Origin of the sequence: Nannocystis exedens (assembly GCF_002343915.1) — a bacterium.
In the GTDB taxonomy this organism is placed as follows: domain Bacteria; phylum Myxococcota_A; class Polyangia; order Nannocystales; family Nannocystaceae; genus Nannocystis; species Nannocystis exedens.
Map to the genome: position 1 here is coordinate 7,168,403 of NZ_NETK01000001.1, position 24,971 is coordinate 7,193,373.

A 24,971-nucleotide genomic window follows, 5' to 3' on the forward strand; every position below is an offset into this window, starting at 1 on the left:
TTCGTAGCGGGTCTTCGCCGTTGTCATGACACCTATCTCCCCGCCGCTGCGCGCTCCACGAGGCGCTCTCTGAGGAATATGGCCGGCCAACCGACATCCCGCGAAGCGCTGTACGAGCGGATCCGCAGCACCTCCAAGGAGGAGGTGATCCTCGAGGAGATGATCCGGCTCGGCTTCTGGCCGGCGCAGGGCACGGTGCCGCACGACCCGGCCGAGGAGATCCGGCGCCGCGGCGAGCTCGAGCGCCAGCTGGCGGAGCTGCGCGAGAAGTCGCGCAAGCTCTACAACGAGAAGGTCCTGATCGCCGAACAGCGCAAGGCCCGGCTGGCCGAGTCGCGGCGCAAGCAGAAGGAGACGAAGGCCCGCCGCGAGCGCGAGCGCCAGGAGCGGGCCCAGAAGTGGGCCGCCCGCAAGGCCGGCGAGATCCTGCATTTGGGCGAAGATGTCTCCGGGGGCATGTCCCACAAGACATCCGATCCCGAGCTGCTGAAGGGCGAGGGCCTGCCGGTCCTCGCGAGCGCCGAGGAGCTGGCCAAGGCGATGGGCCTCGAGGTCAATGCGCTGCGCTTCCTCGCCTACAACCGCAAGGTCTCGCGCGTCTCGCACTACCACCGCTTCCTCCTGCCCAAAAAGACAGGCGGCTTCCGCCTGATCTCGGCGCCGATGCCCCGCCTCAAGCGGGCCCAGACGTGGGCGCTCGAGCACATCTTCGCCAAGCTGCGCGTGGACTCGGCCGCGCACGGGTTCGTCGCCGGCCGCTCGATCGTCTCCAACGCGAAGCCCCACGTCGGCGCCGACGTGGTCGTCAACTTCGACCTCAAGGACTTCTTCCCCACGGTGACCTTCCCGCGGGTCAAGGGCGCGATCCGCCGCCTCGGCTACAGCGAGTCGCTGGCCACCGCTCTGGCGCTCGTCTGCACCGAGCCCGACCTCGAAGAGGTCGCGCTCGACGGCGTCACCTGGTTCGTCGCCCGCGGCCCGCGTCACCTGCCGCAGGGCTCGCCGTGCAGCCCGGCGATCACCAACCTGCTGTGCCGCCGCCTCGACCGCCGCCTCGGCGGCCTCGCCCAGGCGCTCGGCTTCGTCTACACCCGCTACGCCGACGACCTGACGTTCAGCGGCCGCGGCGAGGCGGCCGAGAGCAAGCGCGTCGGCAAGCTGCTGCGCGGCGTGGCCGACATCGTCGCGCACGAGGGCTTCGTCGTGCACCCGGAGAAGACGCGGGTGATGCGTCGCGGTCGCCGGCAGGAGGTCACCGGCATCGTCGTCAACGACCGGCCGAGCGTGCCGCGCGACGAGCTGCGCAAGTTCAGGGCGACGCTCTTCCAGATCGAGAAGGACGGCCCGGCGGGCAAGCGCTGGGGCAACGGCGGCGACGTGCTCGCCGCGGTCCACGGCTACGCCTGCTTCGTGGCGATGGTCGATCCGGCGCGCGGACAGCCGCTGCTCGCGCGCGCGAGGGCGCTGCTCGCCAAGCACGGCGGCCCCAGCAAGTCGCCCGGGGGCTCGGTCCCGCGCGTGCCCTCGCCGAACCCCCAGTCCGTCAATGCCCCCGAAGCGCCCAAGCCCGCCGCACCAGCGAGCCCGGCCGCGCCCGCGAAGAAGGGCTGGAAGCTCTTCTAGCCCCCGTCAGGGCGTGCGACAGTCACCGGCATGACGCCGGAGTTGACCGCGCTGATCGTCACCGCGGGGGCGTGGATCCTGCTCCACCTCGTCGTCGCCGGTTCGCCGCTGCGGCGCGTCATCGTCGCCAAGATCCGCGAACCTGGCTTTCAGGGCATGTTCTCGCTGCTGTCGCTCGCCGGCCTGGTCGCGCTGGTGATGGCGTACCGCAGCGCCGCCGCCCCCGGCGTCAACTTCGACCTGTGGGTCCCGAGCCACGCGGCGCTGTGGACGCCGCTCGTCGTCATGCCGGTCGCGCTGCTGCTGATCGTCGGCTCGCTGACGACGCCCAACCCGACCTCGGTGGGCATGGAGCGCGCGCTGCAGAACCCCACGCCGGCCCGCGGGATCTTGCGCATCACCCGTCACCCGATGCTGTGGGGCTTCGTGCTGTGGGCCGCGGCGCACACGATCGCCAACGGCGACGCCGCCTCGCAGGTGCTGTTCGCCGCGATCGCCGTGCCCGCGGTGGCCGGCATGTTCAGCATCGACCGCAAGCGCGCCCGTCGCGACCCGGTCGGCTGGCAGCGCTACGCCGCCGCCACCTCGATCGTCCCGTTCGCCGCCATCGCCGCCGGCCGCAACCACTTCGTCGCCGGCGAGATCGGCCTGTGGCGCGCCGGCGTGGCCCTCTTGGTCGCCGCGGCGATCGTCGCCGCCCACCCGCTGCTGATCGGCGTGTCGGCGCTGCCGTTCTCCTGAGCGTTTGGACATGTCTTTCAAGACAGACGACGAGGCGTACGCCGAGGGCGAGCGCCGGCGCCGGTGCGGCGAGCTCGACGAGGCCCTCGCCGCCTTCGAGGCCGCGCTCACGCTCGCTCCGCGGCACGTGGGCGCGCTCAACGACGCCGGCTGGTTGCTGACCACGGCCCTGTCCGAACGGCCAGGGGCGATGGGGCGAGGGATCGATCTGCTGCGCGACGCCATCGCCGCCGGCCCCGACGACACGCGACCGCTCTACAACTTCGCCGACGCCTGCGTCGCCATCGGCCAGGTCGGCAGCGCGTTCGCGCCCGTTGAGCCGCCGGGCGGGCCGCGCTACCGTGCAGGCCGGCGCGCGGCCCGGGCATGACATGTCCCGAAGACCATCCTCCGCGCGCCTGGAGCGGACATGGGCGGCGGAAGTTACGACGGCGAAGTGGCGAGAAAGTCGCGTTCGCGCGGCGGCGACGTGTTCACCTACCGCGGCGAGGCCACACCGCACGGGCCGCGAGGCGTCCACCCGCTGCTCGACGCGCAGGGCAAGGTGCGCGAGTGCATGAATCCGACGCCGATCGTGGTGGCGATGGACGTGACCCGTTCGCGCGGCGACGACACGCGCCTCATCTACGCCAAGCTGCCGCTGTTCATCGGCCAGATCGAGCTCAAGGGCTACGTGCCCGGCGCGGCGATCAGCTTCTGCGCGATCGGTGACGCGACCGCCGGCGACAAGGCGCCGATCCAGATCGGCCAGTTCGAGGCCGACAACCGCCTCGACGAGGCACTCAGCAAGATCTGGATCGAGGAGGGCGGCGGCGGCTCGGGCCAGGAGTCGTACGAGCTCGCGGCCTACTACTACGCCCGCCACACCAAGCTCGCCTGCCTCGACCAGGGCGCCAAGGGCTACTTCTTCTTCCTCGGCGACGAGGGCTTTTATCCGCAGGTCAGCGCCGAACAGGTAAGGCGCGTGCTCGGCCACGGCATGCCGGAGGCCCGGCCGGTGCCGGTCGGCGACCCGCGCGACGGCTACGAACAGCCCGGCGCCACCGGGGTCGACAGCCGCACGATCTTCCGCGAGTTGCAGGACAAGTTCCACACCTTCCTCATCTACCCGCAGAAGTCGATGTCGGAGCGGCGCGCCGACATCGACGCGGAGATCCGCCAGCGCGTGCTCCAGGCCGGCGGCCGCTACGAAGGCGTCGACATCCGCGCCTCGCTCATCTGGGACAACCGCAACGACCTCGACCTCCACGTGATCGCGCCGTCGGGCGAGCACATCTACTACGCCCACAAGCGCTCCCAGTGCGGCGGCTGGCTCGACGTCGACATGAACGTGCGCGGCGAATCGACCAAGCCGGTCGAAAACGTGCAGTGGATCCGCGGCTCCGCCCCCGCCGGCCGCTACCGCGTGTTCGTCCACAACTATCGCTTCCACGAGCCCGACCGGCGGCCGACGCAGTTTCGCGTCGAGGTCGAGATCAACGGCAGGGTTCAGCACTTCACCCGCGCCATCTCGGAGAAGGGCGAGACCGGGGTCGACAGCGAGGTGGCGATCCTCGAGTTCGACTATGACCCCTGCGAGCGGCCTGCGGAGCACCCTGCCGATGCCGGGGTGTATGCCGGCTACAGCGACGACGTGATCCTGCGCCAGTGGGGCGAGGTCCTGCCGCAGCCGCACATCCTTCGCATCGAGGATCCCAAGGCGATCATCGATGTCATGCTCGGGGCGCTGGCGATCACCGGCGGCGGTCGCTCGCTGGACGAGTACATCGGCGACATGCGCGGCCGGGAGCAGCTCGACCTGCGCCAGGACCAGGCGTTTCGCACCCTGGGCGCGCTCGCGGCGGCCTGGCGCGGCGGTGGTCCGCCGGCGGTGCAAGCTCCGGGCGCGCCGCGGTCGGGCCGGTCGCGGCGGTTGTGACCTGTTGGATGGCTACTGCGAGCTGACGGCGGGTTCTCCTGGTGTCGCTCGCAGCGGTCGACCGGCTCGGTCGCGCATATCGACCCGCATCACGCGTGCGGGCGCGGAGCTGTCGTCGCGAGCGGCTGATGATTCGGTGGGGTGGTCGCATCCATCAGCGCCGGGACGCTGGAGCGGCTCACCGTCGAGGCGTGAATGCTTGACTGCCGGATGCTGCGTGCCTGAGCGCGCTCTTGTCACTCGGAGCCGGGAGCAGGCTGCGATTTTGAGGTCACGATTCGCCGATTGGTCGCGACGGCTCGCTCGTGGGACGGCGAGAATTGCGATGGCCGCACCCCTCGACGTTGCGAGCGAGAGCTCGCGAGGTTCGAGGTGGTGCGGCCGAGGAGCGACGCTTTGCCGATCAGTGGCGGCCGCAGGCCAGCGCGCGCAGCTCGTTCATCGTCTTGAGGCGCATGCCGCACGGCAGGGTCTCGACGAACTTGGCGGCCTGCCGCCACGAGTCGCCGCGCATCTTCCACGAGCGGAGCTCCTCGGCGGGGGTGTACTTGCGGCGCTCGAGGTCGGCGCAGTACTGCTCGGCGGAGCGCTTGGCCATGCGCTTCGACGGCGTCAGCTTGCTCTTGTCGACGGCCTTGGCGGCCGGGGCGGCGGGGGCCATCTGCAGGGGCGTGCCGGTCCACATGCCGGCGGTGACGGTCAGCGCCTCGCGCTTGCTCAGCCCCGCGGCCTGCCAGGCGGCGACGTCCTCGGCGGGGGTCGGGCCGAGCGCGTCATGGCGCTGAAGCCATGTCCCGAAGACCAGGGAGGCGACGGCGGCCACCGCGAGCGCGCCGGCGCGGGCGGGGCGGATGGCGGTCTCGGAGCCGCGGAGCACCACGACGGAGCCGGCGAGGGCGGTCGCCACCGCGGCGATCGCGGCCACCGCGGTCGAGCCGGACAGGCCCACGAGCAGGCCGAACAGGGTCCCCACGGCGCCGCCGAGCGTCAGGTCGGCGGCGAGGGCGTGACGGGGGGCGAGGTCGGTAGGCGAGGGGAAGGCTTTCATCATCGTGTCGCCAGCGTATCACTGTCGCGAGGAACTGCGACGGGCGAGCCCGCGCGATGCAGCGATCGGCGGGCGTCGGATATCCTGCGCAGGTGAGCCCACGAGCGCCGCTAGCCCTCCTCCTGCTGGTCGCCTGCCCCGGCGAGCCGGCGACCTCGGCCACCGACTCCGACGCAGGTGAGAGTTCGACGGCGAGCACGACCTCTTCCGGCTCCAGCGGCGACGGCGCGAGCGGTTCGACCAGCGATGTGACGACGTCGACAGGGACCAGCGGATCGCCGACCGAGGCGGCCACCGAGGTGACCGGCGGATCGACCACCGAAGATCCGGCCCTCGCGTGCAACGGCCACCCGGCCCTGTGCTCGCGCCGCTACGACGAGGTCGCCTATCCGTGCACGCACAACAGCTACTCGTCGCAGGACGCAGGGTTCACCCAGCTGGTCGCCAATCAGCGACGCACGGTCGCGGTCCAGCTCGCCGACGGGGTGCGCGCGCTGATGCTCGACGTCCGCCTCGACGACGGCGCGACGGCGCTGTGCCACGGGTCCTGCATGTACGGCAAGACGCCCCACGTCGAGGTGCTGGCCGACGTCGCCGCGTTCCTGGCCGACAACCCGCGCGAGGTCGTCACGATCCTCTACGAGGACTCCGCCGACGTCGAGGCGATCGCGGCCGACTACGCGGCGCTCGCCCTTGAGGACGAGGTGTTCGTGTACGAGGGCGGGCCGTTCCCGACGCTCGAGGAGATGATCGCCGCCGACACGCGCCTGGTCGTCACCGCCGAGCAAGGCGGGCCGCCGCCCGCCTGGTACCACCACCTGTGGGACGTCGCGTGGGACACGCCGTACTCGTACATGAGCCCCGACGAATTCTCGTGCGCGCCGAACCGCGGCGACCCCGACAACCCGCTGTTCCTCGTCAACCACTGGGTCAACAGCGTGCTCGACCTGCCGAGCGAGATGAACGCGATCGAGGTCAACACCTACGAGGTCCTGCACGCGCGCGTGGTCGAGTGCATGCAGGCGAGCGCCGATTTCCCCAACTTCGTCGCGGTCGACTACTACGAGCGCGGCGACCTGTTCGCGGTGGTCGACGCGATCAACGGGGTGTGACGCGGCCTCGGGACCCCCCGGGTCAAGAAGCACCTCGGGCAGCGGGCCCCTGCGATGAGGATGCCGACGAGCGGGTGACGACGTTCGCGGTCGTCGACGGGGTTTGAGCCGGGCCTTCGACCGGTCCGGCAGATGTCTCCGCCGACCCGAGCACCGTACCGTGGAGCAGTCGAGCGGTGAGATCATGTATGTCCTTAAAAACATGTTCAAACAAACATGTCCCCGAGGATACGATGGCGCGACGCCCGGCCTGGCGCCCGGCGTGAGCGACGCTCGCGCGCGCCGGCTCGCGCCGTCAATTCCCCTGATCCGGGGAATGGTCGCGCCTGCCGGCGCTGCGGTAGAGGGGGGCGATGAAGCTGACGAGTTTTCTGACGAGCGCGCTGCTCGGTGGCCTGGTGTTCTTCGCGGCCGGGTCGGCGCTGGCCGCGGAGGCGAAGATCCCGATGGTGACCTTCCACAGCCCCTCCCGCGGCGACTACTTCACCACCAGTCAAACCAACTGGACCTGCTGGTATTTTAATAATTGCGCCCCCGGGACCCCGGACTTTCGCGGCGATTACGTCGCGGTGGGCATGCAGGGGCACATCTGGAACCCCGACAACCCGCAGCCCGCCAACACCACCCCGCTGTTTCACTGGTTCAGCGGGACCCGGGCCGACAACTTCCTCACCACCGACCCGGCGTGGGCGGGGTCGGTCGGCACGCTGAAGGACGGCTACGTCCTGTTCCGCATCGAGGGCTTCGTAGCCCAGAGCGGCTCGTCGGGGCTGGCGCTGAACAGCTACTGGAACGCGAGCGTCGCGGACAACGCCGCCCTCACCACCTGGCAGTACGTGAAGCCGGCGGGCTACGGCTGGTACCGCACGGAGGGGTACCTGCTCCCGCCGGACAACGCCACCTGTACGGGGACGCCGAACTTCACCGACCCGTCGTCGTGGCAGGCCCGCGCCAACTACGTCGACAGCTGGGCGCAGCCGCAGGACTTCCTCGGCGGCGACCGAGTGATGTTCACCGCGCCGCAGGAGCAGTACACGATCGACTACTGGGGGCACCAGTACTCCACCCGCGGCCACATCGGCAGCTCCGCCCTCTCGGACTACCCCGCGCCGGGTCGACCCATCTACGCGCTGCTGGCCAGGGTCACCACCGGCCGGGCCTTCGTCGCCGGCGGCTGGTACGAGGCCGGCGTGTGGTTCCAGGCGCTCGGCAGCCAGCAGGACTGGAACGGCCCCTGCATCTTCTACGACGCCACCGGCGTGACCCCGGGCGCCCTCGAGACGCGGTTCAACGACCCGAACATCTCCGACAACAGCGGCGCGGCCAACGTGAAGATCCGCCAGTGGTGGTGAGCACGCTCGTGAGGCCGCATGCGGCGCAGCCGCGCCGGTGGCCCTCGCCGCACGACCTCTGGCCGCTCCCGGCGTCGGCGGACGCAGCAGGCGAGGCGGCCGGAGAGGTCGCGCGCGGGGCTGTTCGCGCCGCGCCCGGCGGTCGGCGCGGACGCGGTCGTCTCACGCGTCCGTGAGGACGGGTCCGGCGGCCGCCGGCGCGTCGTGCTGCTGCGGAACCTGTCTGTGAGGACAGGTTTCGTGCTGCGTTGGAGGATCAGCCGTGGCGGACGGTGACCTGCAGGCTGCCGCCCTTGGGCACGGTGAGCACGCCCTCGGCGAGGATCTTCTGGCCGTCGCGGACCTGGATGTCGTGCTTGCCGGGGAGCAGCGACAGGTTGACGTTGGGGACGGTGCCGGCGTAGCGGCCGTTGACGAACACGCTGCCGCGGCCGCCGTCGATCTCGAACGCGACCTTGCAGGCGGGGCCCTTGCGCTTGGCCTTGAGCTGCTTGGCCGACAGCGAGGCGTCGGGCTCCCACTTGGCCTTGTCGTCGGACAGGCACACGCCGCTGGCGTCGGAGCAGGCGGCGGCGGCGCGGGCCGGCGCGGCGGCGCCGACGGCGAGGGCGAGGGCGAGGGCGGTCAGGACGGCGGGTGTACGGAAGGACATGGCCGATAGTTCCTGGTCGAAGGGGAATGTCCTGCGGGTCAGAAGCGACCGCCGAGGGTGAGGCCGCCGTAGCCGTAGCCGAGCGCGGGGGCGACGTGGACCCGCGCGGACTCGCTGGCGCCGTGCTCGGCCCGGTAGGCCTTGCGCTTCTTGACGCCGAGGGCGAGGAGGGCGATGCCGACGCCGAGGCCGACGGCGGCCACGCCGATGCCGGCGTAGGCGACCACGTTGGCGGTCTTGCCCCGCTTGTCGATGTCGGCGAACTGGGCGTCGAAGTCGATGGCCGAGGGGTCGAGGGCGTCGACGTCCTTCTGCGCCTTGCTGCTGAGCGCGAGGCCGGCGCCGATCATCGCCAGGCCGCCGACGCCGACGACCGTCATCAGCGAGCCGCCGGCGATGAGGCCGCGACCGTCGCGCGGGGTGCCCTTCTCCTTCTTGGGCTCCTCGACCGGCGGCGGGGCCTCGACCGGCTTGTCGAGGTCGGCGATGGCCTTCTCGCTGTCCTCGATGACCTTCTTGCCGCGGGTGAGCTCGCGGTCGTACTCGCCGGCGTCGAGGTGCTGCCAGGCCGGGTCGCAGCGCGGGTCCTGCTGGAAGGCGGCGATGTCGATGCCGATCGAGGCGTGCTCGATGGCCTGCTCGAGCGCGGCCTTGTCGCGCTCGGCGACGCCCTCGGCGAGGTAAGCCTCGCCGGCGTCGATGAAGAGGAGCGGGTCGTTGGTCTTCTTGGCCTCGGTGCTGAGCAAGGAGGCCGCGCCGCCGGGGTCGCTGCTCAGCATCGGCTTGGCGCGATCTTGCACGGTCTTGCGCACGCCGGCGGCGCGGGCCGGCGTGACGTCCTCGGCGGCCAGCGCCGGGAGCGGCAACGTCGTGATCGGGAGCGTGACGGCGAGTAACGCCGCCGCGAGCTTCGGGACAGGCCTTGTCGCCGGGATCGAGTGCGCGATCATCCCGGGCACGGTACCAGGGCCGGCGGCGGAGGAAAACAGCGCGCCCCGGGCGCGAAACTCCGCTCCGCGCGGGGCCGCCGGAATGGTCGCCCGACGATCGCGGCGGGGTCTCCGTGCCGCAGTGCCTCGACCTGGCCCCGAGGCCCGCCCGCAGCCGGTCCGTGTTCGCGGGCCTGTCGCCCTCGGTCTTCCCTTGCGCGCGGTTTTGCGGCTACGGTGATCGGGTGACGACAGGCCGCCACGGAGTTCGCGAGTGGTTGGGCGCGGCGTTGCTGGGCGCGCTGCTCGGCGGTGCGTGCTACGAAGGTCCGGGCCCGAAGGAGCCGCCGCCGGGCTCGCCCGGAGGCTTTTGCGCGCCCGGCGGGTTCTGCAACGAGCCGACGAGCGTGTGCGACCCCGACGGCGATTATTGCTACGACAAGTTCAACGTGTGCCGCGGGATCTTCTGCGGCGGGGCCGGCCAGTGCGTGCCCGTCGACGCCAAGCCGAGCTGCGTGTGCGATCCCGGCTACACCAACGAGATGTACTCGCTCTACTGCGAGCCGATCACCTCGCTGTGACGGCGGCGCGCTCGCGCCGACGCGCGCGCGCGGCGTCGAGGTCGGCGAGGGAGTAGTGGCGGCGCCGCGGGCCGGCTATGCTCGCCCGGCCCATGCGCTCGTTCGTGCATCGCCTGCTGACCCGCCCGCTGCGTCTGCCGGCCGTCCTCGGACCCAAACCGCAGCCGGGTGATCCGCAGATCTTCCGCTTCAACGGCGAGCGCGAGCAGATCATCGCCGAGGTGGTGCGGCGCACCGAGCAGCACTTCGCGGCCGACCCGAAGAAGCTGCTGTACGTGCTCAACGAGGCCGGTCACGCCGAGATCCGCCGGCTCGCGGCGCAAGGCGACGCCGAGGCCGACCAGGCGCTGGGCTCGTGGCGCCGGCTGGTCAAGCGGCTCGGCAAGATGTCCGACGAGGAGCGGGCCGAGAGCCTGCGATCGATCACCCGCGTCATGGCCGAAGACATCGCCGGCAACTTCGACCCCCGGGTGTACAAGCTGGCGACGCGCCTGGTCCCCGGCGTGCTGACGGCGGTGATGAACCCGATGGGCCTGCCGACCCAGCTGCTGTCCGGCGGCTTCAGTCAGCTCGACGCGCTGATCTCTGCCGAGGGTCCGCTCGACAAGCTGCGCCGGCTGGCCCAAAAGGGCACGCTGGTGCTGGTCCCGACCCACTCGTCGAACCTCGACTCGGTCGCGCTCGGCTACGTGCTGATGCGCGAGAACCTGCCGCCGGTGGTCTACGGCGCCGGCAAGAACCTGTTCAGTAACCCGCTGATCAGCTTCTTCATGCACAACCTCGGCGCCTACCGCGTCGACCGCCGGGTCTCGGCGCTCCTCTACAAGGAGGCGCTGAAGACCTACTCGTGCCTGATGATCGAGCGCGGCTATCACTCGCTGTTCTTCCCCGGCGGCACGCGCTCGCGCTCGGGGATGATCGAGCGGCGGCTCAAGCTCGGGCTGGCCGGCACCGCGGTCGAGGCGTTCTCGCGCAACCAATCGCGCGGGCTGCACCGCCCGGTGTTCTTCGTGCCGGCGACGCTGAACTACGCGCTGGTGCTCGAAGCCGAGACGCTGATCGAGGACCACCTCAAGGGCGCCGGCCAGGCCCGCTACATCATCGACGACGACGAGTTCTCGCGCGTCGACCGGATCTACGCGTTCATGACCAAGCTGGTCACGCTGCGCTCGGCGCTGGTGGTCCGCTTCGGCGACGCGATGGACCCGTTCTGCAACCCCGTCGACGACGAGGGCCGCTCGATCGCGCCGTCGGGCCAGCCGGTCGACCCCGGCTCGTACGTCAGCCGCCGCGGCGTCCCGAGCATCGACCCGGCGCGGGACGCCGGCTACACCCGGGAGCTCGGCGACGCGATCGCCCGCGAGTATCAGCGCGAGACGGTGATCATCTGGACGCAGCTGGTCGCCCACGTGCTCTACCGCTACCTCGTGTGGGCGACGCCCGAGCTCGACCTGTTCAGTCGCCAGCGCCGGCGCGGCGAGGTGGCGATGCCGCGCGAGCAACTGGTGCGCGAGGTCGCCGAGGCGCGCGAGCGCCTGCTGCAGGCCGAGGCCGAGGGCCGGGTCCACGTCGGGCCGGTGCTGCGCTCGCAGTCGCCGGAGCGGATCGTGTCCGAGGCGCTGTCGGCGTGGCGCGACTACCACACCAAGGTCGTCGCGCGCGAGGTCGGCGACGACGTGCTCATCGAAGATCCGAACCTGCTGCTGTTCTATCAGAACCGCCTGCTGCCGTGGGCCGAGGAGCTGGCGACCGAGGAGACGCTGGCCGCCGCGCGCAGCATCGTCAACCAGGGAGGCAAGGCATGAGCGCGCCGCCGGTCGGGATCATCGGAGGCGGGAACTTCGGCTGGGGCCTCGCGCACGCGGTCGAGCGGGCCGGGCGTCAGGCGCTGCTGTGGAGCCGCCGGCCGCAGCGCGCCGGCACCGAGCACATCGACCTGGTCTCGGGGCCAGCCGCGCTCGCCGAGGCCGAGCTGATCTTCTTCGCCGTGCCGTCGCCGTACGTCGCCAGCATCGCCCGCGAGCTCGGGGTGTACCTCGACGGCGGGCACTTTTTGGTCCACATCTCGCGCGGGGTGGTCGGCGACGACCTGCACGGGCTGACGCAGGTGCTGCGCAGCGAGACCCCGTGCCGTCGCGTCGGCGCGCTGGCCGGGCCGCTCGTGGCCGAGGCGCTGATCACCGGCGCGCCGAGCGGGGGCGTGGTCGCCAGCCGCTTCCCCGAGGTGCGGGCGGCGGTGCGCGAGGCGATCGGCGGGCCGGCGGTGCGGCTCTACAGCACCGACGACGTCACCGGGGCCGAGTTCGCGTCGACGGCGGTCGGCCTGTTCGCCACCGCGATCGGGTTCGCCCAGGGCCACGGGCTCGGGCCGGCGGCGCAGGCGATGCTGGCGACGCGGGCGATGGCCGAGGCGGCGCGGATCGGCGTGGCGCTCGGCGGCAAGCACGAGACGTTCATGGGCCTGGCCGGCTTCGGCGACCTGATGGCCGCGGTGGCCGGCGACGACCGGCCCGAGCTGGCGATCGGGCGGGCGATCGCGGAAAACCAGCCGCTCGAGGAGATCGGGTCGATCGGCGGCACCTACTTCGAGGGCCTCGAGAGCGCCGGCCGGATCGCCGCCTACACCCGCCGGGTCAAGCTGTACGCGCCCGTGATCACGCTGTGCGCGGCCGCGTTCGCGCGCGAGATCCCGGCCGGCGAGGCCGTCGCCGCATTGATGTCCCGCGAGGCGGGCGAGGAGTGACGTCATGACTTTGCTGCCCCCGGTCCGATTGGTCCCCTGTTCCGCCTGCGGCGAGCTGCTGCAGGCCGGCTCCGGCCGCTGCCCGCACTGTGACGCGAACCTGTCCGAAGGGGCAGGCACGTTCTTCCCCGCCGCCCTGCTGGTCTCCAGCCTGACCCTGAGCGGATGCCTGGTGAGCCCCCTCTACGGCGGGCCCGCGACCGACTCGGACTCGTTCGAACCGCTCACCACCGGCACCAGCAGCGGGACCGCCGGCGACCCGAGCACGACGACCGACACGAGCACGGGCGAGACCACCGGCGCGCCGACCAGCGGGACGCCGACGACCGGCACGACCACGACGTCGACCGGCACGACCACCGACGAGACGACCGGCACGACCACCGACGAGCCCGAGACCGGCACGTCGACCGCCGGCACCGACACCGGGGCGACGACCACCACCGGGTGAACGCGGCCGGGTCGGCCGGCGCGGCCGAGGCCGAGGCCGAGCCGCTGTACGGCGTGGTCGACGGGAGCTGGCCTTGGGGGCATGTCCTGAAGGGCATGCCTGAAAATACAGGCGTGAAGGAGCATGTCTTTGAGGACAGGAACCTCGCTGCCCGCAGACCGGGGCCTGCGCGCGGCTTCCGGGGGTGACCGCGAGAGGTCGCCCGGCCGCGGGGTCGTCGCCGGCAGGAAGGTGAGGCGGCGGCGCCGTCTGGCGGCCGGGGCAGGGGTGGCCGGAGGCCTTGGGGGCATGTCCTGGAGGGCATGCTTGAAGGTGCAGGTTCGAAGGAGCATGTCGTCAGACCATGCGCCTCGCTGCGGCAGGCCGATGGCCTGCGCGCGGCTTGCCGAGGTGACCGCGAGGAGGTCCCCGGCGGGCGGGGTCGTCGCCGGCACGGAGGGAGGCGGCGCCGTTTTGGCGGCCGGCGAGGCGCCGGGACGCGCTTGCTGCTCGGCCGGCGAGGCGCGCTGCCGGCCTGGGGCCGGGGCCTCAGGCGGTGGCCTCGCGGCGGAGGTCGCGGGCGCGGCGGCCGGCGTCGGCGACGATGAGGCCCTCGACCTCGCGGACGACGTGGGCGAGCAGCGGGCCGAGGGCGCGCTGGCGGCGGCGGACCAGCGACCACAGCAGGGCGGCGAGCGCGGGGACGTCGACGTCGGCGTCGCCGGAGACGCGGGCCAGCAGGTCGCGCAGGGGCCGGCCGCCGAGCTCGGCGAGCCAGGGCGCGAGGCGGTCGTCGAGGGTCGCGGTGACGTCCCGCCACAGCTGCTCGTCGCCGGCGAGGGCGTCGCCCAGCGCCGCGACCACGGCCGAGGGCCACAGCCGCTCGACCTCGCCGGCGCGCGCGAGCAGGCCGGCCGCCTCGCGCCGCGTCAGCGCCAGCGTCAGCACCAGCCGCAGCGCGCCGGCCTCGGGCGGCTCGCTGGCGGGGAAGCCGGCGGTCACCCCTCGCCTCCGCCGGGCAAGACCTCGAGGACAGGTCGTTTGGGACAGACGCGCGCCAGCTTCACCATCGCCCGCGCGAGGGTGGTGGTCAGCGTCTCGCAGGCGTCGCGCGCCAGGCGGAAGCTGACCGGCCCGGCGTGGACGTGGACGACGCCGTCAGCTCCGAGCTCGACGCGGTAGCCCGGCGCGCTGGCCAGAAGCTGCGGGTCGGGGCGGCCGCTCACGCCTCACCTCGCACGCGCCGCCCCACGTGCAGCGGGAGGCCGCCGTCGTGCTCGCTCGGCGGGCGCGCGGCCAGCTCGGCGACGGCCTCGAGGACCAGCGCCGACAGGCCCTCGAACGCCTCGGGGGTGAAGCGCAGGGTGGTGGCGCCGACGTTGAGGTGGATCATCGCGCAGCTGCACGCGTCGATCGTGACCATGGCGCTGGTGGCGAGGCGAGTCCGCTGACAGGGGCGTGTGGGGTGCATGGTGCTCTCGGATTTAATTGATATGGGTTTTGAATATCATTTTCAAGATTTGTAGAGCGCGAGGATGGGTGGTTTAAACGATGTTCTGGCCAGGTGAGCGAAAGTGACCGGGCCCCGAGGACAGCGAGCCGGGAGGGAATGACGAGAACTTTATCCTGTTTGATGGGTCATGTGAAGACGCGCGCCCGCCTGCTCCTCGGGACAGGCCGGTCGGGGCGAGCCGCGGCGGTCGGATCGGTGGGCATGTCTTTGGGGACATGTTCGAGGAGACGTCCCGAGCGCGCCGCGAGCCGCTCCCGGACCGGATCGCGCGGGGCGCTGGCGTCGGCGGGTGAAGTCGGCCCGCCGCGGCTCTCGAGGCGCGTGCCGTCGACGCGCGTGCGCGGCGGAGAAAAGAGCCCTTTCGGACATGGCCGCCTCCCTGCGGCCGCTCCGCGCTCACGCCACGAAGGCGTCGAGCGTCGCAGGGTCGAACGGCGGGAGCTCGGCGAGGCGGGGCTCGCGTTCGGCGAGCTGGTCGGCCGTCAGCGAGCCGGCGAGGCGCTGGGCCAGGTGGAGGTAGAGGCGCCGCGAGTCCGGGCCGAGGCGGCGCGCGAGGTCGGCGATGAGGCCGGACGGGAGGCCGACGATCGGCGAGGTGCCGTGGACGTGGACCTGGAACGACGCGAGCGCGCGGCTGTCGTCACGGCCCTGCAGGCGCAGGAGCAGGCCGGCGAGGAAGGCGAGACCGGCGACCTCCATGGCGCTGGCGTCGGGACCGGCGACGACGTCGCGCAGGCGCCGGAGCGCGTCGCCGGCCGCCGCGAACTGGTCCAGCCAGGCGAGCAGCAGGGTGTGATGGGCCAGCGCGAGCTTGTCGTCGGGGTCGGCCGCGAGCAGGGCGGTGACGGTGGCGATCGCCGCGCCGACAGACTGCCTCGTGGGCGGATCGGTGAGGCGCTCGACGAGGTCGAGCGAGAGGGTGCGGTCGCCGGGGAACTGCTCGAGCCCCGCGCGCAGCAGCGCGACCGCGCGTTCGCGGTCCGGCTCGGCCCGCGCCTGCAGCGAGATCGTCCATGGATCGACCGCCGGGGCCTCGCCGGCGACCTGCTGCAGCGCGCGCTGCAGGGAGCGGGCTGCGGCCGGCAGGCGCTGCAGCGGGCCCGTCGTCCACGAGCGCGGGGCGACAGGTCCGTCCGCGTCGCTCGGGCGGGTCTCGGCGGTCTCCTCGGCCGCGGCCTCGAACTCGTGCGCCGATCTAATCGCGTCGTCCGCGTCGGCTCGGTCGGGGGGCGCTGCAGGTCGTCGATTCACGCCTCCGCCCGCGTCGAGCTGAGAGGTGCCCGAAGGGACAGGTTCCGCTTCGGACTCGCCGCCCGGGTCGCGCAGGGCCAGCTCGTCGTCGTCGAGCCCGACGCCCGGCGCGGCCGGCCCGCGCAGGGCGCCGGCCGACGAACGAGTCGGAGAGGCGGAGCCGGGGGAGCGCGAGCTGTCCGCGAGGACAGGCGGCGCCGTCGACCCGCCCGGACGAGGGCCGGGCGCGCCGCTCGCGGGCGCTCTCTCGTCCGTGTCCCGGCGAGATGCGAGCGGTCCGCTCGAGGGCGCCGGCAGGCCGTCCGGACGCCGGGTGGCGGAGCTGCTCGGAGGGACAGGCGCCGGCTGGCCGTGCCGAGCGAGCGCGGGCGAGCTGCTCCGAGGGACAGGCGAGCCGTCCTCGCGCGGCCCGACAGGCTGGCCGTGCGGGCCGAGAGCGCTGCTCGAAGGCGTCGACTGACCGTCCGCGTGATGCCCGGATGAGCGGGTCGAGAGCGCCGGGGCGGGCCGGGCGGGGGCGGACTCGAGGCCGCGGCGCGGCGGGGGCGGGGAGGCGGAGGCGGCCGGCAGCGGCTGGGGTGGGGCGCTCGCTGGTTCGCGAGGAGCGACGGGCGGGGCTGCGGGCGGGCTGGCCGGAGAGACAGGTTCGAAAAATGCGTCCGCGCGGTCCTGTTCGCCCGGCGTCGCCTCGGCGGCCGCGAGCGCCGGCGGGAACAGGCGCGCTTGCAGCTCCTCGACCCGGCGGCGGTAGTTGTCGACGCGGGCCCGGGCTTTCGTCTCAATCACCTGGTCGAGCAGGGGGATCCGCAGGCGCGCGCTGAGCCGCAGCATGAGCTCGTCGAAGCCCTCGATCGGCACCAGGACCCCGCGGTGGCGCGCCACGAGGCGGCGGATCTCCGGGCCGGGCGGGCCGGCAGGGCCGTAGTAGCACCAGAAGATCCCGCCAGGGATCGCGTCCTCGGGCAGCCCATTCAAAAAGCCCATGAGGCTGCCGTCGTTGCCGCCGTAGCCGATCACGATCGGCGTGTACGCGCGGAACACCCGGGTGAGCGGCTCGATCCACGCCGTCTGCAGCGCGGCGATCTCGGCCGCATGGTTCATCGGCGCCATCAGCAGGTCGCGGTGAATTTTGACGACCACCGGCCGGCGCGGCTCGACGTGGACGAAGTTGGCCAGCGACTCGTGGCCGCACACCAGCGGCGCGGTGCCGGTGAAGATCGACAGCGCCTCGCCGACGAGGTTGTCGAAGTTGGTGGTGATCACCAGCTTGTGGCGGGTCTCGGCGAGGATGTGGGCCAGCACCGAGTAGCCGAAGCTCGGGTCCTTGCCCTGCATGATGTCCTCGAGGTCGGCGTAGCCCTCGTCCGGGTGCTGGCGGAAGCGGCGGGCGAACACCTGGCTGTAGAACGCCGCCGCGTCGGCCAGCGAGAAGTTGCGGATCTCCAGCGCCTCGGCGGTGGCCCAGCGCTCGAGCGGCACGCCGCCGCGAGCGAGGCGCCGGTGCAGCTCGCCGAGCCAGCGCCACACCAGCGCGCCCGCCGCGGGGATCCCCGACTGCACCGACGCGCCGGCGCCGAGGATGAAGGCGAACCGGCGGTTGTGCATCTTGCGGTCGATGTCCCAGAACTGCTCGCACAGCCCCTCGGGGCCCCACTCCTCGGGCTCGGCCACGCTCATGCGCGTCCAGGATGGCCTCCCGCGGCAGGGCCCGGCAAGGGCCGAGCGAGGTTGCCCGAGGCGGCCTCGCGGCGTGGAGGAGTCGGGGCGGAGCGCCGTCGCGGGCGAGCGTGGGGCCACGCCGTCGTCACCGTCCTCCGCGATGCGGCGGCCCTGGCTGGGCTCGTCGGGCTCGACCGGCGGGGGACCTGCACGCGAATTCACGAGGCCCGGCCGTGCGGGCGCAGGGGGGCCGGCAAGACCGACGAGGCCGCGGGCGCAGGTCATTCCGCGGCCCGCGGGGCCCGCCGTCGCGCAGAATATGGTCTTTGGGACAGCTCGAAATCAGGCCGGGCGGCCCGGCCACGGTCCCGCCGCGGGGTATCGTCGGCGCGCCCGGGGCCGGGCGCGCGTCCCCGGCGGACCTGGCCGTGAGGCGCGCGGGACGGCTCCGGCGCGGTTATTCCTGGCTTTGAGGACAGCTCGGCCGCCGCGGCCGGGCGGACCGCGGGCGGGCCGCCGCGGCCGCGGCCTTGTGCGGGCGGGCGGGCGGTGCTACGAGGGTCGCATGCGCAGGGTCGCACGCGTCGCAGCGCTCGTGGTCGCCGGGTTCGCCTCCGTGGCGGTGGGTTCGGGGGCGGCGCGCGCGGCGGAGGGGCTTGTGCTCGACAAGATCGTCGCCGTGGTCGGCGACGAGATCATCCTCCTGAGCCAGCTCGACACGCTGGTCGCCAGCTCGCCGCTGCTGCAGGAGGCGCTGCAGAAGTACGGCCGCAACCCGACCCAGCAGCAGGTCGAGATGGCGACCCGCGAGGCGCGGACGCAGGCGCTCGACGAGCTGATCGACCAGCAGCTGATCAAGAAGGAGGCCCAGCGCTTCCAGATTAGCATCACCGACGCCGACGTCGACCGGTACCTGCAGCAGATCGCGCAGGAGAACGGGTTCTCCAACATCAAGCAGCTGCGCGAGGCGGTCGAGCAGAGCGGCCAGTACGGCAACTGGTCCGATTATCTGCAGGACACCAAGGATCAGCTGCTCGTGTACCAGACCACCCGCGCGCTGGCGAACACGTCCGTGACGGACGCGCAGATCCGCGAGCAGTACCGCAAGATGGTCCGCGGCGTCGACATCAAGGCCGACCTGCTGCGCTTCGTGTTCACGCCCGAGGAGCAGACCGCGAAGTCCCGCGACGCCGCCTACGCCAAGGCTCAGGCGGTCGCCCGCCGCATGCGCTCGGGCGAGGACCCGATGGCGCTGGCGCAGGAGTTCCAGATCAAGGAGCCGAAGGCGACGCTGTCGCGCGGCGAGGTCGCGCCGGCCATCGAGGACGCGATCTTCGCCGCCCGCGTCGGCGAGACCGTCGGCCCGCTCGAGACCGGTCAGGGCTACCTCGTCGTCAAGGTCGTCCGCCACGAGACCGGCAACGTGCTGCCGTTCGACCAGGCCAAGGAGCGCATCCGCATGCAGCTCGAGCAGGAGTCGTTCGCCCGCGCGGTCAAGGACCTGCGCTCGAGCCTGCGGGCCAAGACGCACATCGACCAGCGGCTGTGACGGCGGTCGCGGGTGCGAGAGGACATGCCCGCAGGATGCCGAGGACATGCTCGCAAGGGCATGTTCTTGAAAACATGCCCCTGCGGACATGCTCAACCGCACAGGATGCCGGACGGGCAGTAGAGCGAGTCGAAGGCGCCGCTCAGCACGGTGTCGTCGGGCAGGGTGACCTCGTAGGTGCCGCGCACGCCGTCGCCGGTGAGCTCGGTGATGACGACCTTGCCCTGGTCGGTGCTCTCGGGGGTGCCGTCGCCGTCGTCGTACCAGGCGAAGCCGGCGTCGCCGAACAGCAGGTGGTCGCCGAGCTGCAGCTCGTCGACGCTCTTGTACAGGACGATGCGGAACAGCGGGGCGTCCTCGGGCCAGTCGGCGTCGCAAACGCGTTCGGCGAGCGCGATCTCGATCTCGACCGCGGGCCCGTCGTTGGGCGCACAGGCCTCGCCATGGGTGCTCGGGTCGCCGACCAGCGGGCCGCCGGTGGTCTCGCCTGTGGTGCTTTCGGCGGTGGTACCGGGCTCGCTCGTCGTGGTCTCGGCAGTGGTGCCGGGCTCGCCGGTGGTGGTGTCGGCGGTGGTGCCGGGCTCGCTCGTCGTGGCGTCGGCGGTGGTGCCGGGCTCGCTCGTCGAGCCCTCGGTCGCGGTCGCGGTGGAGTCGGTCTCGCTCGAAGTCGAGGTCGGCTCGCTGGCGGTGCCGGTGGTGGTGCCGGGCGGATCTTCGGTGGTGGACCCGGTGGCGTCGCTGGTGGTGGCCGTGTCGGTGGCGGTGCAGTCACCGCTGTCGCCACACAGCGGGGTGGCGCACCCGGGCGCGAGGAGGAAGAGGGAGAGAGGGAGCGCGTAAGCGTAAGTTCGCATGGCGGGAGTATAGGAGACGGGGCTCGGCTGTCGAGCGGCGCATGCTGGTGCTTCGCTCCGTCGCGAGCCGGTAGACTCGGCAGGTTCGCGGCGATGGCGGGCTCGAGGCGCGGAATGATTCGGCGCCGATCGGTCGGGCGTCTTCCGAGGACGGCGCGAGCGATGAGCCGAGACGCGTGGCGGAGCGTGACGCCGTCGAAGCGCTGGTGCGGGCGATGAGGCACGGCACCGGCGACGTCCGGCCATGCGTGACGTCTTCGGAGGGATGGCGCGGACGATGGGGCTCGGTGCCGCGATGCGTGCCGGGGCGTGACGTCTTTGGAGGGATGGCGCGGACGATGGCTCGGTGCTGCGATGCGTGCCGGGCGTGACGTCTTCGGAGCGGCGCGGGCGATGAGGCTCGGTGCTGCGATGCGTGCCGGGGCGCGTCGTCTTCGGCGCGGCGGCGCGAGCGATGGGGCTCGGTGCTGCGATGCGTGCCGGAGCGCGTCGTCTTCGGCGCGGCGGCGCGAGCGATGCGGCTCGGTGCTGCGGCACGAGCCAGGGCGCGAGCTCATCGGCGGGATGGCGCGGGCGACGGGGCTCGCTGCTGCGATGTCATCGCAGCGCCGGCGCCGGCGCGATGAGGCTCCGGACCGGCGACGCGTGGCGATTCACCGCCGGCGGGTGCGGGCGAGGTAGACCGCGGCGGAGGCGACGAAGCCGGAGAACCATGCCCCCGAGAACAGGAACTCGAAAGCAGGTACGAGCTTGCCGAGCAGGACCACGGCGACCCCGACGGCCATCGCCAGCATGGCGGCGGGGTTGAAGCCGCGGCGGTAGGTGTAGGGGCCCTGCGCGCGGTAGAGACCTTCGAGGTCGAGCCTCGTGCGGCGGACCACCCAGTAGTCGGTGAGCAACACGCCGCTGACGGCGCCGAGCAGGCCGGAGTAGCTGACCAGCCAGGCCTGGTAGACGTCGAGCAGCAGCCACGGGCACACGAGGACGCCGACGGCCGCGGCGACCAGGCCGCCGCGGCGGAAGTCGAGCGCCCGCGGGAAGGCGCTCGCCAGCGAGTTGGCGGGGCCGACCACGTTGGCGGCGATGTTGGTCGACAGGGTGGCGACCGCGAGGGTCAGCATGGCGAGGACGGCGAGCAGGTTCGAGCCTGTCTCTTTGGACATGCGGACCACCAGCTCGACGGGGTCCCAGATCGCCTCGCCGTAGAGGATCAGGGTCGCCGAGGTGACGGCGACGCCGATGAACGAGAACAGCAGCATGGTGGCGGGCAGGCCGTAGAGCTGGCCCAGCAGCTGCTCGCGCTGGCTGCGGCAGTAGCGGGTGAAGTCGGGGATGTTGAGCGAGAGCGTGGCCCAGAAGCCGACCATCGCCGTCAGGCCGGGCAGGAACACCTGCACGAACCATGTCCAGGAGGACATGTCCTGCGGGCCCTGGACGAGCGCCTGCGAGCGCGACAGGATCACGCCGAGGCCGCCGGCGCGGCTCTGGGCCCACCACAGCAGGGCGAGGCCGACGACGACGAGGAACGGCGCGGCCAGGTTCTCGAGCCACTTGATCGACTCGGTGCCCTTGTAGACGAACACGACGTTGAGCAGCCAGAAGCCGAGGAAGGCCAGCCACATCGGCAAGGACAGGCCGATGAAGGTGCCGCCGCCGCCGAGGTCGTGCCAGGCGGGCCACAGCAGGCCGATGAGCTGCGACATCGCCTGGCCGCCGATGAAGGTCTGGATCCCGAACCACCCGCAGGCGATGAGCGCGCGCGCGAGGCTGGGGATGTGCGCGCCCTGGGTGCCGAAGGCGGCCCGCGCGAACACCGGGAACGGGATGCCGTAGCGCGTGCCGGCGTGGCCGCACAGGATCATCGGCACCAGCACGATCAGGTTGCCGAGCAGGATGGTGATCATGGCCTGCCACCAATTCATGCCGCTCTTGATCAGCGAGGCCGCGAGCACGTAGGTCGGGACGCACACGCTCATGCCGACCCACAGGGCGGCGAGGCTCCAGCGGTTCCACGTGCGCGCGCTGCGAGGCGTCGGGTCGAGGTCGGCGTTGCGGAGGGCGTCGTCGTCGGGCGGGCTCGTGAGCTCGACGAGGCCGTCCTGCTCCTGCGTGGGCATGAAGCCGATGCTACCAGGCCGGCGCAGGCCGCAGGCGTTCGCCGCCGGCGCCGCGCCGGAACAACGCTCGGCAGCTCAACAGCCGGTGACCGCGAGCGCCTCGGTGGCGACGGTGACCTGGGCGGGCACCCACGGCGGGTCCTGCGGGAAGTCGAGGACGAGGTCGATGCTGTCGATCGTCGTCGGGCAGAACGGCTCGGTGTCCCAGGCGGCGACGCCGGCGACGCCGGCGGCGGCGACGGCCTGCGGCATCGGGGCCATGAAGTCGAGGCAGCCGGCCGCGCCCTGCGAGACGCTGGCGCCCTGGTACCACCAGTCGGCCGGCAGCGTGGGCTGCGGGCCCGGGCCGTCGCCGGGGCGAGCGAAGCGGAGCTCGACGCAGAGGTCGTCCTTGAGCGCGGCCATGCGGACGGTGAGGTGATCGAGGCCGCCGGCCCAGAACTCGGCGGCGAAGTCGACAGCCGGCGCGCCGTCGGTCTCGCCGGTGGTGGTCGTGGTCGAGGGATCGGCGGTGGTGCCGGTCGCGGTCTCGACGGGCTCGGTGGTCGCGTCGGTGGTCTCGCCGTCGGTTGTCTCGACGCCGGTGGTCGGCAGCGCGTCGGTGGTGGCCGAGGTCGGGGTGGTCGGCGAGGTGTCGGTGGTGATGGTCGTGATGGTGGTGGGCAGCGCGTCGGTGGTCGCGGGCTCGCCGGTGGTGCTCGCGGTCGTGGTGGTGCCCGGCTCGCTCGACCCGTCGCTCGCGCTCGACGTCGTGGGGTCGGTGTCGGTGTCGCCCGGCGCTCCGGGGCCGCAGGCGAGGATGGTCGAAAGGACAGGTAAGGTAAGGATCGAGGTCCGCATGTCGCGAGGATGCGCGCGCGCCCGCGGCGTGTCCATGCGCGGGCAGCGATCCGCATCTCTCGATCGGCAGGCCGGCGGCCTGGAGGAGCTCCTGCGCGGGCACCCGCGGGCGCGCCTGCGCGAAGGTGAACGCCACGTCGAGGGGGAGCGCGCCCGCGACGGCGGGCACCGCCGGCCAGTCGAGCCCGCCAGGGGCGTGGATGGCGGCGAACTCGACCAAACCGGGCTCGCCGGTGGTCGTGGTACCCGGTCCGGCTCGGTGGTCGTCGCGGCGCGCCGATCGTCGAGGTCGTGAGGTCGGGGGTCGCGTCGCTGGTGACCGTGTCGGAAATGGTGGTCGCCTGGGCGCCGGTGGGTGGATCGGTGACGGCGGTCGAGGTCGTGGTGGCGTCGGTGAGCCCCACGGCTCGGGGCCGCAGGCGAGGATGTCCAAAAGGACAGGCATGCGGGCGAGGATCCGCCCGCCGAGCGGCCCTGGCGACGAAGCGAAGACGCGGTCGGTGGGAACTTCGGCCGAGCGCGTTTGTCGAGGTCGGCAGGAGACTTTAGTTCCATGGATCGTACGACGGCCCGATGGAGCCCCGCCAGGCGGCTCGGGTTCCTGTTTTTGGCGTTTTATCTGCTGTTCAACATCGTTCCCCACGCGCTCGGGTCGGTGCCGGCGATCGGCGAACTATTCCTCGACGTATGGCTCGCGCTGTGGGGCGCGCTGATGCCGGTGCTCGGCAACGCGGCGCTCGGGATCGAGGGGCCGATCGAGGTGATCCAGACCGGCAGCGGCGACATGACCTGGAACTACGTGCAGCAGTTCTGGTTCGTGGTGGTCGCGGCGGCGGTCGCGGGCGCGTGGACGGCGATCGACCGCGGGCGCCGCGATCACGCGACGTTCTACGCGTGGCTGCGGATCGCCGTGCGCTACTCGCTGGCGCTGGCGATGTTCTCGTACGGGCTGGCCAAGTGGAGCGGCAATCAATTCCAGCCGCCGGACGCGCTGCGGCTCGGCGAGACGTTCGGCGACGCGTCGCCGATGGGGCTGGCGTGGACGTTCATGGGCTTCTCGCCGGCCTACTGCTGGTTCACGGGCCTCGCCGAGGTGCTGGCCGGCGCGCTGCTGGTGTGGCGGCGGACGGCGACGCTCGGCGGGCTCCTGGCCGGCGCGGTGATGGCCAACGTGGTGATGATCAACTTCTGCTTCGACGTGCCGGTGAAGCTTTACTCGTCGCTGCTGCTGCTGATGGCGGTGGTGGTGGTCGCCCACGACGCGCCGCGGCTGCTGGCGGTGCTGGTGCGCAACACGCCGGCGCCGCCGGCCGACCTGAGCGCGCCGGTGCTCGGGCCGAAGCTGCGGGCGGCGCGGGTGGTCGCCAAGGCGCTGTTCCTGCTGCTGGTGCCGGTGTCGTTCGTGATGCAGCGCGCCGCGGTGGCGGAGATGATGGCGATGGCGTCGTACGGGCCGCTGTACGGGCTGTGGGAGGTCGAGTCGTTCAGCCGCGACGGCGCGGTGCGGCCGGCCGACCCGAACGACGGCCTGCGCTGGCGGCAGCTGTTCGTCGGCGAGTTCCCGTACGCGCTGGTGCGGCCGATGACGGGCGAGCGCGAGTTCTTCGGCTTCGCCACCGATCCGGCAGCGGGGACGATCACGCTCAGCGAGCACGGCGAGCCCCCGGTGGAGCACGTGCTGCAGTTCGCGCAGCCGGCCCCGGACGTGCTCGAGCTGACGGGGAAGTTCGGCGAGGCGGCGATCGCAGCGCGGGTGCGCAAGGTCGACCTCGACCACACCGAGCTGATGACCCGCGGGTTCCGGTGGGTCAGCGAGCGGCCTCACAACCGCTGAGACCTCGCCTCACGCGGGCAGGCGACAGCGGGGCGCGGTGCTGGGAGGCATGTCCTGAGGGACATGTATCGCCGCGCGCGGGTCGGCTCGCGGCGGCGCGCTCGCGTCGGCTCGCGCGTGCGCCCGATAGCAAACCGGCGTGCAGGCATGTCCTGAAGGGCATGTCGCGCGCGAGGGCGGGTCGGCGAGCGTCGGTGTGCTCGCGTCGGCTCGCGCGTGCGCCCG

22 protein-coding genes are annotated in these 24,971 nt (G+C 72.3%); 12 read left to right on the forward strand and 10 right to left on the reverse strand.

The features are described from left to right. The first annotated feature begins 78 nt into the window (after positions 1 to 78). The 4 genes from NAEX_RS28215 (at position 79) to NAEX_RS28230 (ending at position 4,282) form a co-directional block, all read left to right on the forward strand. A complete protein-coding gene (locus tag NAEX_RS28215; protein ID WP_096330580.1) occupies positions 79 to 1,623 on the forward strand; it encodes a reverse transcriptase family protein in 1,545 nt (514 codons plus the stop codon). Between the two features lie 30 nt (positions 1,624 to 1,653). Beyond that, positions 1,654 to 2,364 (forward strand): NnrU family protein, encoded by a 711-nt coding sequence (locus tag NAEX_RS28220; RefSeq protein ID WP_096330581.1) that lies wholly within the window; start codon positions 1,654 to 1,656, stop codon positions 2,362 to 2,364. A 10-nt stretch (positions 2,365 to 2,374) separates the two neighbouring features. Next, positions 2,375 to 2,734: a hypothetical protein gene (locus NAEX_RS28225; protein ID WP_096330582.1), complete on the forward strand. Its 360-nt coding sequence runs from the start codon at positions 2,375 to 2,377 to the stop codon at positions 2,732 to 2,734. Positions 2,735 to 2,800: 66 nt separating this feature from the next. After that, positions 2,801 to 4,282, forward strand: coding sequence for a YfaP family protein (locus tag NAEX_RS28230; protein ID WP_143140344.1), 1,482 nt, complete (start codon positions 2,801 to 2,803; stop codon positions 4,280 to 4,282). 403 nt (positions 4,283 to 4,685) lie between these two features. Here NAEX_RS28230 and NAEX_RS28235 read toward each other — a convergent pair whose 3' ends face one another. Next, positions 4,686 to 5,333, reverse strand: a complete 648-nt coding sequence (locus NAEX_RS28235) for a hypothetical protein (protein WP_096330584.1) — start codon at positions 5,331 to 5,333, stop codon at positions 4,686 to 4,688. An 89-nt stretch (positions 5,334 to 5,422) separates the two neighbouring features. On the opposite strand from NAEX_RS28235, the gene NAEX_RS28240 reads away from it, so the two are divergent. Together NAEX_RS28240 and NAEX_RS28245 are read left to right on the forward strand one after the other, a co-directional pair. Then, positions 5,423 to 6,442: a phosphoinositide-specific phospholipase C-related protein gene (locus NAEX_RS28240; RefSeq protein ID WP_143140345.1), complete on the forward strand. Its 1,020-nt coding sequence runs from the start codon at positions 5,423 to 5,425 to the stop codon at positions 6,440 to 6,442. A gap of 353 nt (positions 6,443 to 6,795) precedes the next feature. Continuing rightward, positions 6,796 to 7,794: a hypothetical protein gene (locus NAEX_RS28245; protein ID WP_096330586.1), complete on the forward strand. Its 999-nt coding sequence runs from the start codon at positions 6,796 to 6,798 to the stop codon at positions 7,792 to 7,794. A gap of 256 nt (positions 7,795 to 8,050) precedes the next feature. Here the strand turns inward: NAEX_RS28245 and NAEX_RS28250 are convergent, their stop codons facing one another. Both NAEX_RS28250 and NAEX_RS28255 read right to left on the reverse strand, forming a co-directional pair. Continuing rightward, positions 8,051 to 8,446 (reverse strand): hypothetical protein, encoded by a 396-nt coding sequence (locus NAEX_RS28250; protein WP_096330587.1) that lies wholly within the window; start codon positions 8,444 to 8,446, stop codon positions 8,051 to 8,053. A 38-nt stretch (positions 8,447 to 8,484) separates the two neighbouring features. Beyond that, complete coding sequence (locus NAEX_RS28255; RefSeq protein WP_096330588.1) at positions 8,485 to 9,396, reverse strand: hypothetical protein; 912 nt, start codon at positions 9,394 to 9,396, stop codon at positions 8,485 to 8,487. Positions 9,397 to 9,620: 224 nt separating this feature from the next. On the opposite strand from NAEX_RS28255, the gene NAEX_RS28260 reads away from it, so the two are divergent. From NAEX_RS28260 to NAEX_RS28275, 4 genes are all read left to right on the forward strand, one after another. Further along, a complete protein-coding gene (locus NAEX_RS28260; RefSeq protein WP_143140346.1) occupies positions 9,621 to 9,956 on the forward strand; it encodes a hypothetical protein in 336 nt (111 codons plus the stop codon). Between the two features lie 92 nt (positions 9,957 to 10,048). Beyond that, positions 10,049 to 11,761 (forward strand): 1-acyl-sn-glycerol-3-phosphate acyltransferase, encoded by a 1,713-nt coding sequence (locus NAEX_RS28265; protein ID WP_170136073.1) that lies wholly within the window; start codon positions 10,049 to 10,051, stop codon positions 11,759 to 11,761. After that, positions 11,758 to 12,699, forward strand: coding sequence for an NAD(P)-binding domain-containing protein (locus NAEX_RS28270; RefSeq protein WP_096330591.1), 942 nt, complete (start codon positions 11,758 to 11,760; stop codon positions 12,697 to 12,699). The genes NAEX_RS28265 and NAEX_RS28270 overlap by 4 nt, the downstream gene beginning before the upstream one ends. Positions 12,700 to 12,703: 4 nt before the next feature. After that, entirely contained in the window at positions 12,704 to 13,150 is a 447-nt protein-coding gene (locus NAEX_RS28275) for a hypothetical protein (RefSeq protein WP_143140347.1), read from the forward strand. Between the two features lie 528 nt (positions 13,151 to 13,678). Here the strand turns inward: NAEX_RS28275 and NAEX_RS28285 are convergent. The 4 genes from NAEX_RS28285 to NAEX_RS28300 all read right to left on the reverse strand — a co-directional run bounded on the left by NAEX_RS28285 (position 13,679) and on the right by NAEX_RS28300 (position 17,570). Beyond that, positions 13,679 to 14,131 (reverse strand): hypothetical protein, encoded by a 453-nt coding sequence (locus tag NAEX_RS28285; protein WP_096330594.1) that lies wholly within the window; start codon positions 14,129 to 14,131, stop codon positions 13,679 to 13,681. Beyond that, complete coding sequence (locus NAEX_RS28290; protein WP_096330595.1) at positions 14,128 to 14,355, reverse strand: hypothetical protein; 228 nt, start codon at positions 14,353 to 14,355, stop codon at positions 14,128 to 14,130. The genes NAEX_RS28285 and NAEX_RS28290 overlap by 4 nt, the downstream gene beginning before the upstream one ends. Beyond that, positions 14,352 to 14,600, reverse strand: a complete 249-nt coding sequence (locus NAEX_RS28295) for a hypothetical protein (protein ID WP_143140348.1) — start codon at positions 14,598 to 14,600, stop codon at positions 14,352 to 14,354. The genes NAEX_RS28290 and NAEX_RS28295 overlap by 4 nt, the downstream gene beginning before the upstream one ends. Before the next feature lie 438 nt (positions 14,601 to 15,038). After that, a complete protein-coding gene (locus NAEX_RS28300) occupies positions 15,039 to 17,570 on the reverse strand; it encodes an SIR2 family protein (protein ID WP_143140349.1) in 2,532 nt (843 codons plus the stop codon). A gap of 547 nt (positions 17,571 to 18,117) precedes the next feature. Here NAEX_RS28300 and NAEX_RS28305 point away from each other — a divergent pair. Continuing rightward, the gene (locus tag NAEX_RS28305; RefSeq protein ID WP_170136074.1) at positions 18,118 to 19,101 is read left to right on the forward strand and encodes a peptidyl-prolyl cis-trans isomerase; all 984 of its coding nucleotides are present in this window, start codon (positions 18,118 to 18,120) and stop codon (positions 19,099 to 19,101) included. A gap of 92 nt (positions 19,102 to 19,193) precedes the next feature. Here the strand turns inward: NAEX_RS28305 and NAEX_RS28310 are convergent, their stop codons facing one another. The 3 genes from NAEX_RS28310 to NAEX_RS28320 all read right to left on the reverse strand — a co-directional run bounded on the left by NAEX_RS28310 (position 19,194) and on the right by NAEX_RS28320 (position 22,912). Further along, a complete protein-coding gene (locus tag NAEX_RS28310) occupies positions 19,194 to 19,955 on the reverse strand; it encodes a hypothetical protein (protein ID WP_096330599.1) in 762 nt (253 codons plus the stop codon). A gap of 653 nt (positions 19,956 to 20,608) precedes the next feature. Then, a complete protein-coding gene (locus NAEX_RS28315) occupies positions 20,609 to 22,072 on the reverse strand; it encodes an NCS1 family nucleobase:cation symporter-1 (RefSeq protein ID WP_096330600.1) in 1,464 nt (487 codons plus the stop codon). A gap of 75 nt (positions 22,073 to 22,147) precedes the next feature. After that, positions 22,148 to 22,912, reverse strand: coding sequence for a hypothetical protein (locus NAEX_RS28320; protein ID WP_143140351.1), 765 nt, complete (start codon positions 22,910 to 22,912; stop codon positions 22,148 to 22,150). 553 nt (positions 22,913 to 23,465) lie between these two features. Here NAEX_RS28320 and NAEX_RS28325 point away from each other — a divergent pair. Continuing rightward, positions 23,466 to 24,746: a hypothetical protein gene (locus tag NAEX_RS28325; RefSeq protein WP_143140352.1), complete on the forward strand. Its 1,281-nt coding sequence runs from the start codon at positions 23,466 to 23,468 to the stop codon at positions 24,744 to 24,746. The last annotated feature ends 225 nt before the right edge of the window (positions 24,747 to 24,971 follow it).

What these genes read in the sequence shown, in the direction of transcription:
- NAEX_RS28300 (WP_143140349.1), bottom strand. Translation starts at nt 17,570, where the DNA reads ATGAGCGTGGCCGAGCCCGAGGAGTGGGGCCCCGAGGGGCTGTGCGAG.
- NAEX_RS28305 (WP_170136074.1), top strand. Translation starts at nt 18,118, where the DNA reads ATGCGCAGGGTCGCACGCGTCGCAGCGCTCGTGGTCGCCGGGTTCGCC.
- NAEX_RS28275 (WP_143140347.1), top strand. Translation starts at nt 12,704, where the DNA reads ATGACTTTGCTGCCCCCGGTCCGATTGGTCCCCTGTTCCGCCTGCGGC.
- NAEX_RS28215 (WP_096330580.1), top strand. Translation starts at nt 79, where the DNA reads ATGGCCGGCCAACCGACATCCCGCGAAGCGCTGTACGAGCGGATCCGC.
- NAEX_RS28325 (WP_143140352.1), top strand. Translation starts at nt 23,466, where the DNA reads ATGGATCGTACGACGGCCCGATGGAGCCCCGCCAGGCGGCTCGGGTTC.
- NAEX_RS28245 (WP_096330586.1), top strand. Translation starts at nt 6,796, where the DNA reads ATGAAGCTGACGAGTTTTCTGACGAGCGCGCTGCTCGGTGGCCTGGTG.
- NAEX_RS28320 (WP_143140351.1), bottom strand. Translation starts at nt 22,912, where the DNA reads ATGCGGACCTCGATCCTTACCTTACCTGTCCTTTCGACCATCCTCGCC.
- NAEX_RS28225 (WP_096330582.1), top strand. Translation starts at nt 2,375, where the DNA reads ATGTCTTTCAAGACAGACGACGAGGCGTACGCCGAGGGCGAGCGCCGG.
- NAEX_RS28220 (WP_096330581.1), top strand. Translation starts at nt 1,654, where the DNA reads ATGACGCCGGAGTTGACCGCGCTGATCGTCACCGCGGGGGCGTGGATC.
- NAEX_RS28310 (WP_096330599.1), bottom strand. Translation starts at nt 19,955, where the DNA reads ATGCGAACTTACGCTTACGCGCTCCCTCTCTCCCTCTTCCTCCTCGCG.
- NAEX_RS28250 (WP_096330587.1), bottom strand. Translation starts at nt 8,446, where the DNA reads ATGTCCTTCCGTACACCCGCCGTCCTGACCGCCCTCGCCCTCGCCCTC.
- NAEX_RS28265 (WP_170136073.1), top strand. Translation starts at nt 10,049, where the DNA reads ATGCGCTCGTTCGTGCATCGCCTGCTGACCCGCCCGCTGCGTCTGCCG.
- NAEX_RS28235 (WP_096330584.1), bottom strand. Translation starts at nt 5,333, where the DNA reads ATGATGAAAGCCTTCCCCTCGCCTACCGACCTCGCCCCCCGTCACGCC.
- NAEX_RS28315 (WP_096330600.1), bottom strand. Translation starts at nt 22,072, where the DNA reads ATGCCCACGCAGGAGCAGGACGGCCTCGTCGAGCTCACGAGCCCGCCC.
- NAEX_RS28270 (WP_096330591.1), top strand. Translation starts at nt 11,758, where the DNA reads ATGAGCGCGCCGCCGGTCGGGATCATCGGAGGCGGGAACTTCGGCTGG.
- NAEX_RS28295 (WP_143140348.1), bottom strand. Translation starts at nt 14,600, where the DNA reads ATGCACCCCACACGCCCCTGTCAGCGGACTCGCCTCGCCACCAGCGCC.
- NAEX_RS28255 (WP_096330588.1), bottom strand. Translation starts at nt 9,396, where the DNA reads ATGATCGCGCACTCGATCCCGGCGACAAGGCCTGTCCCGAAGCTCGCG.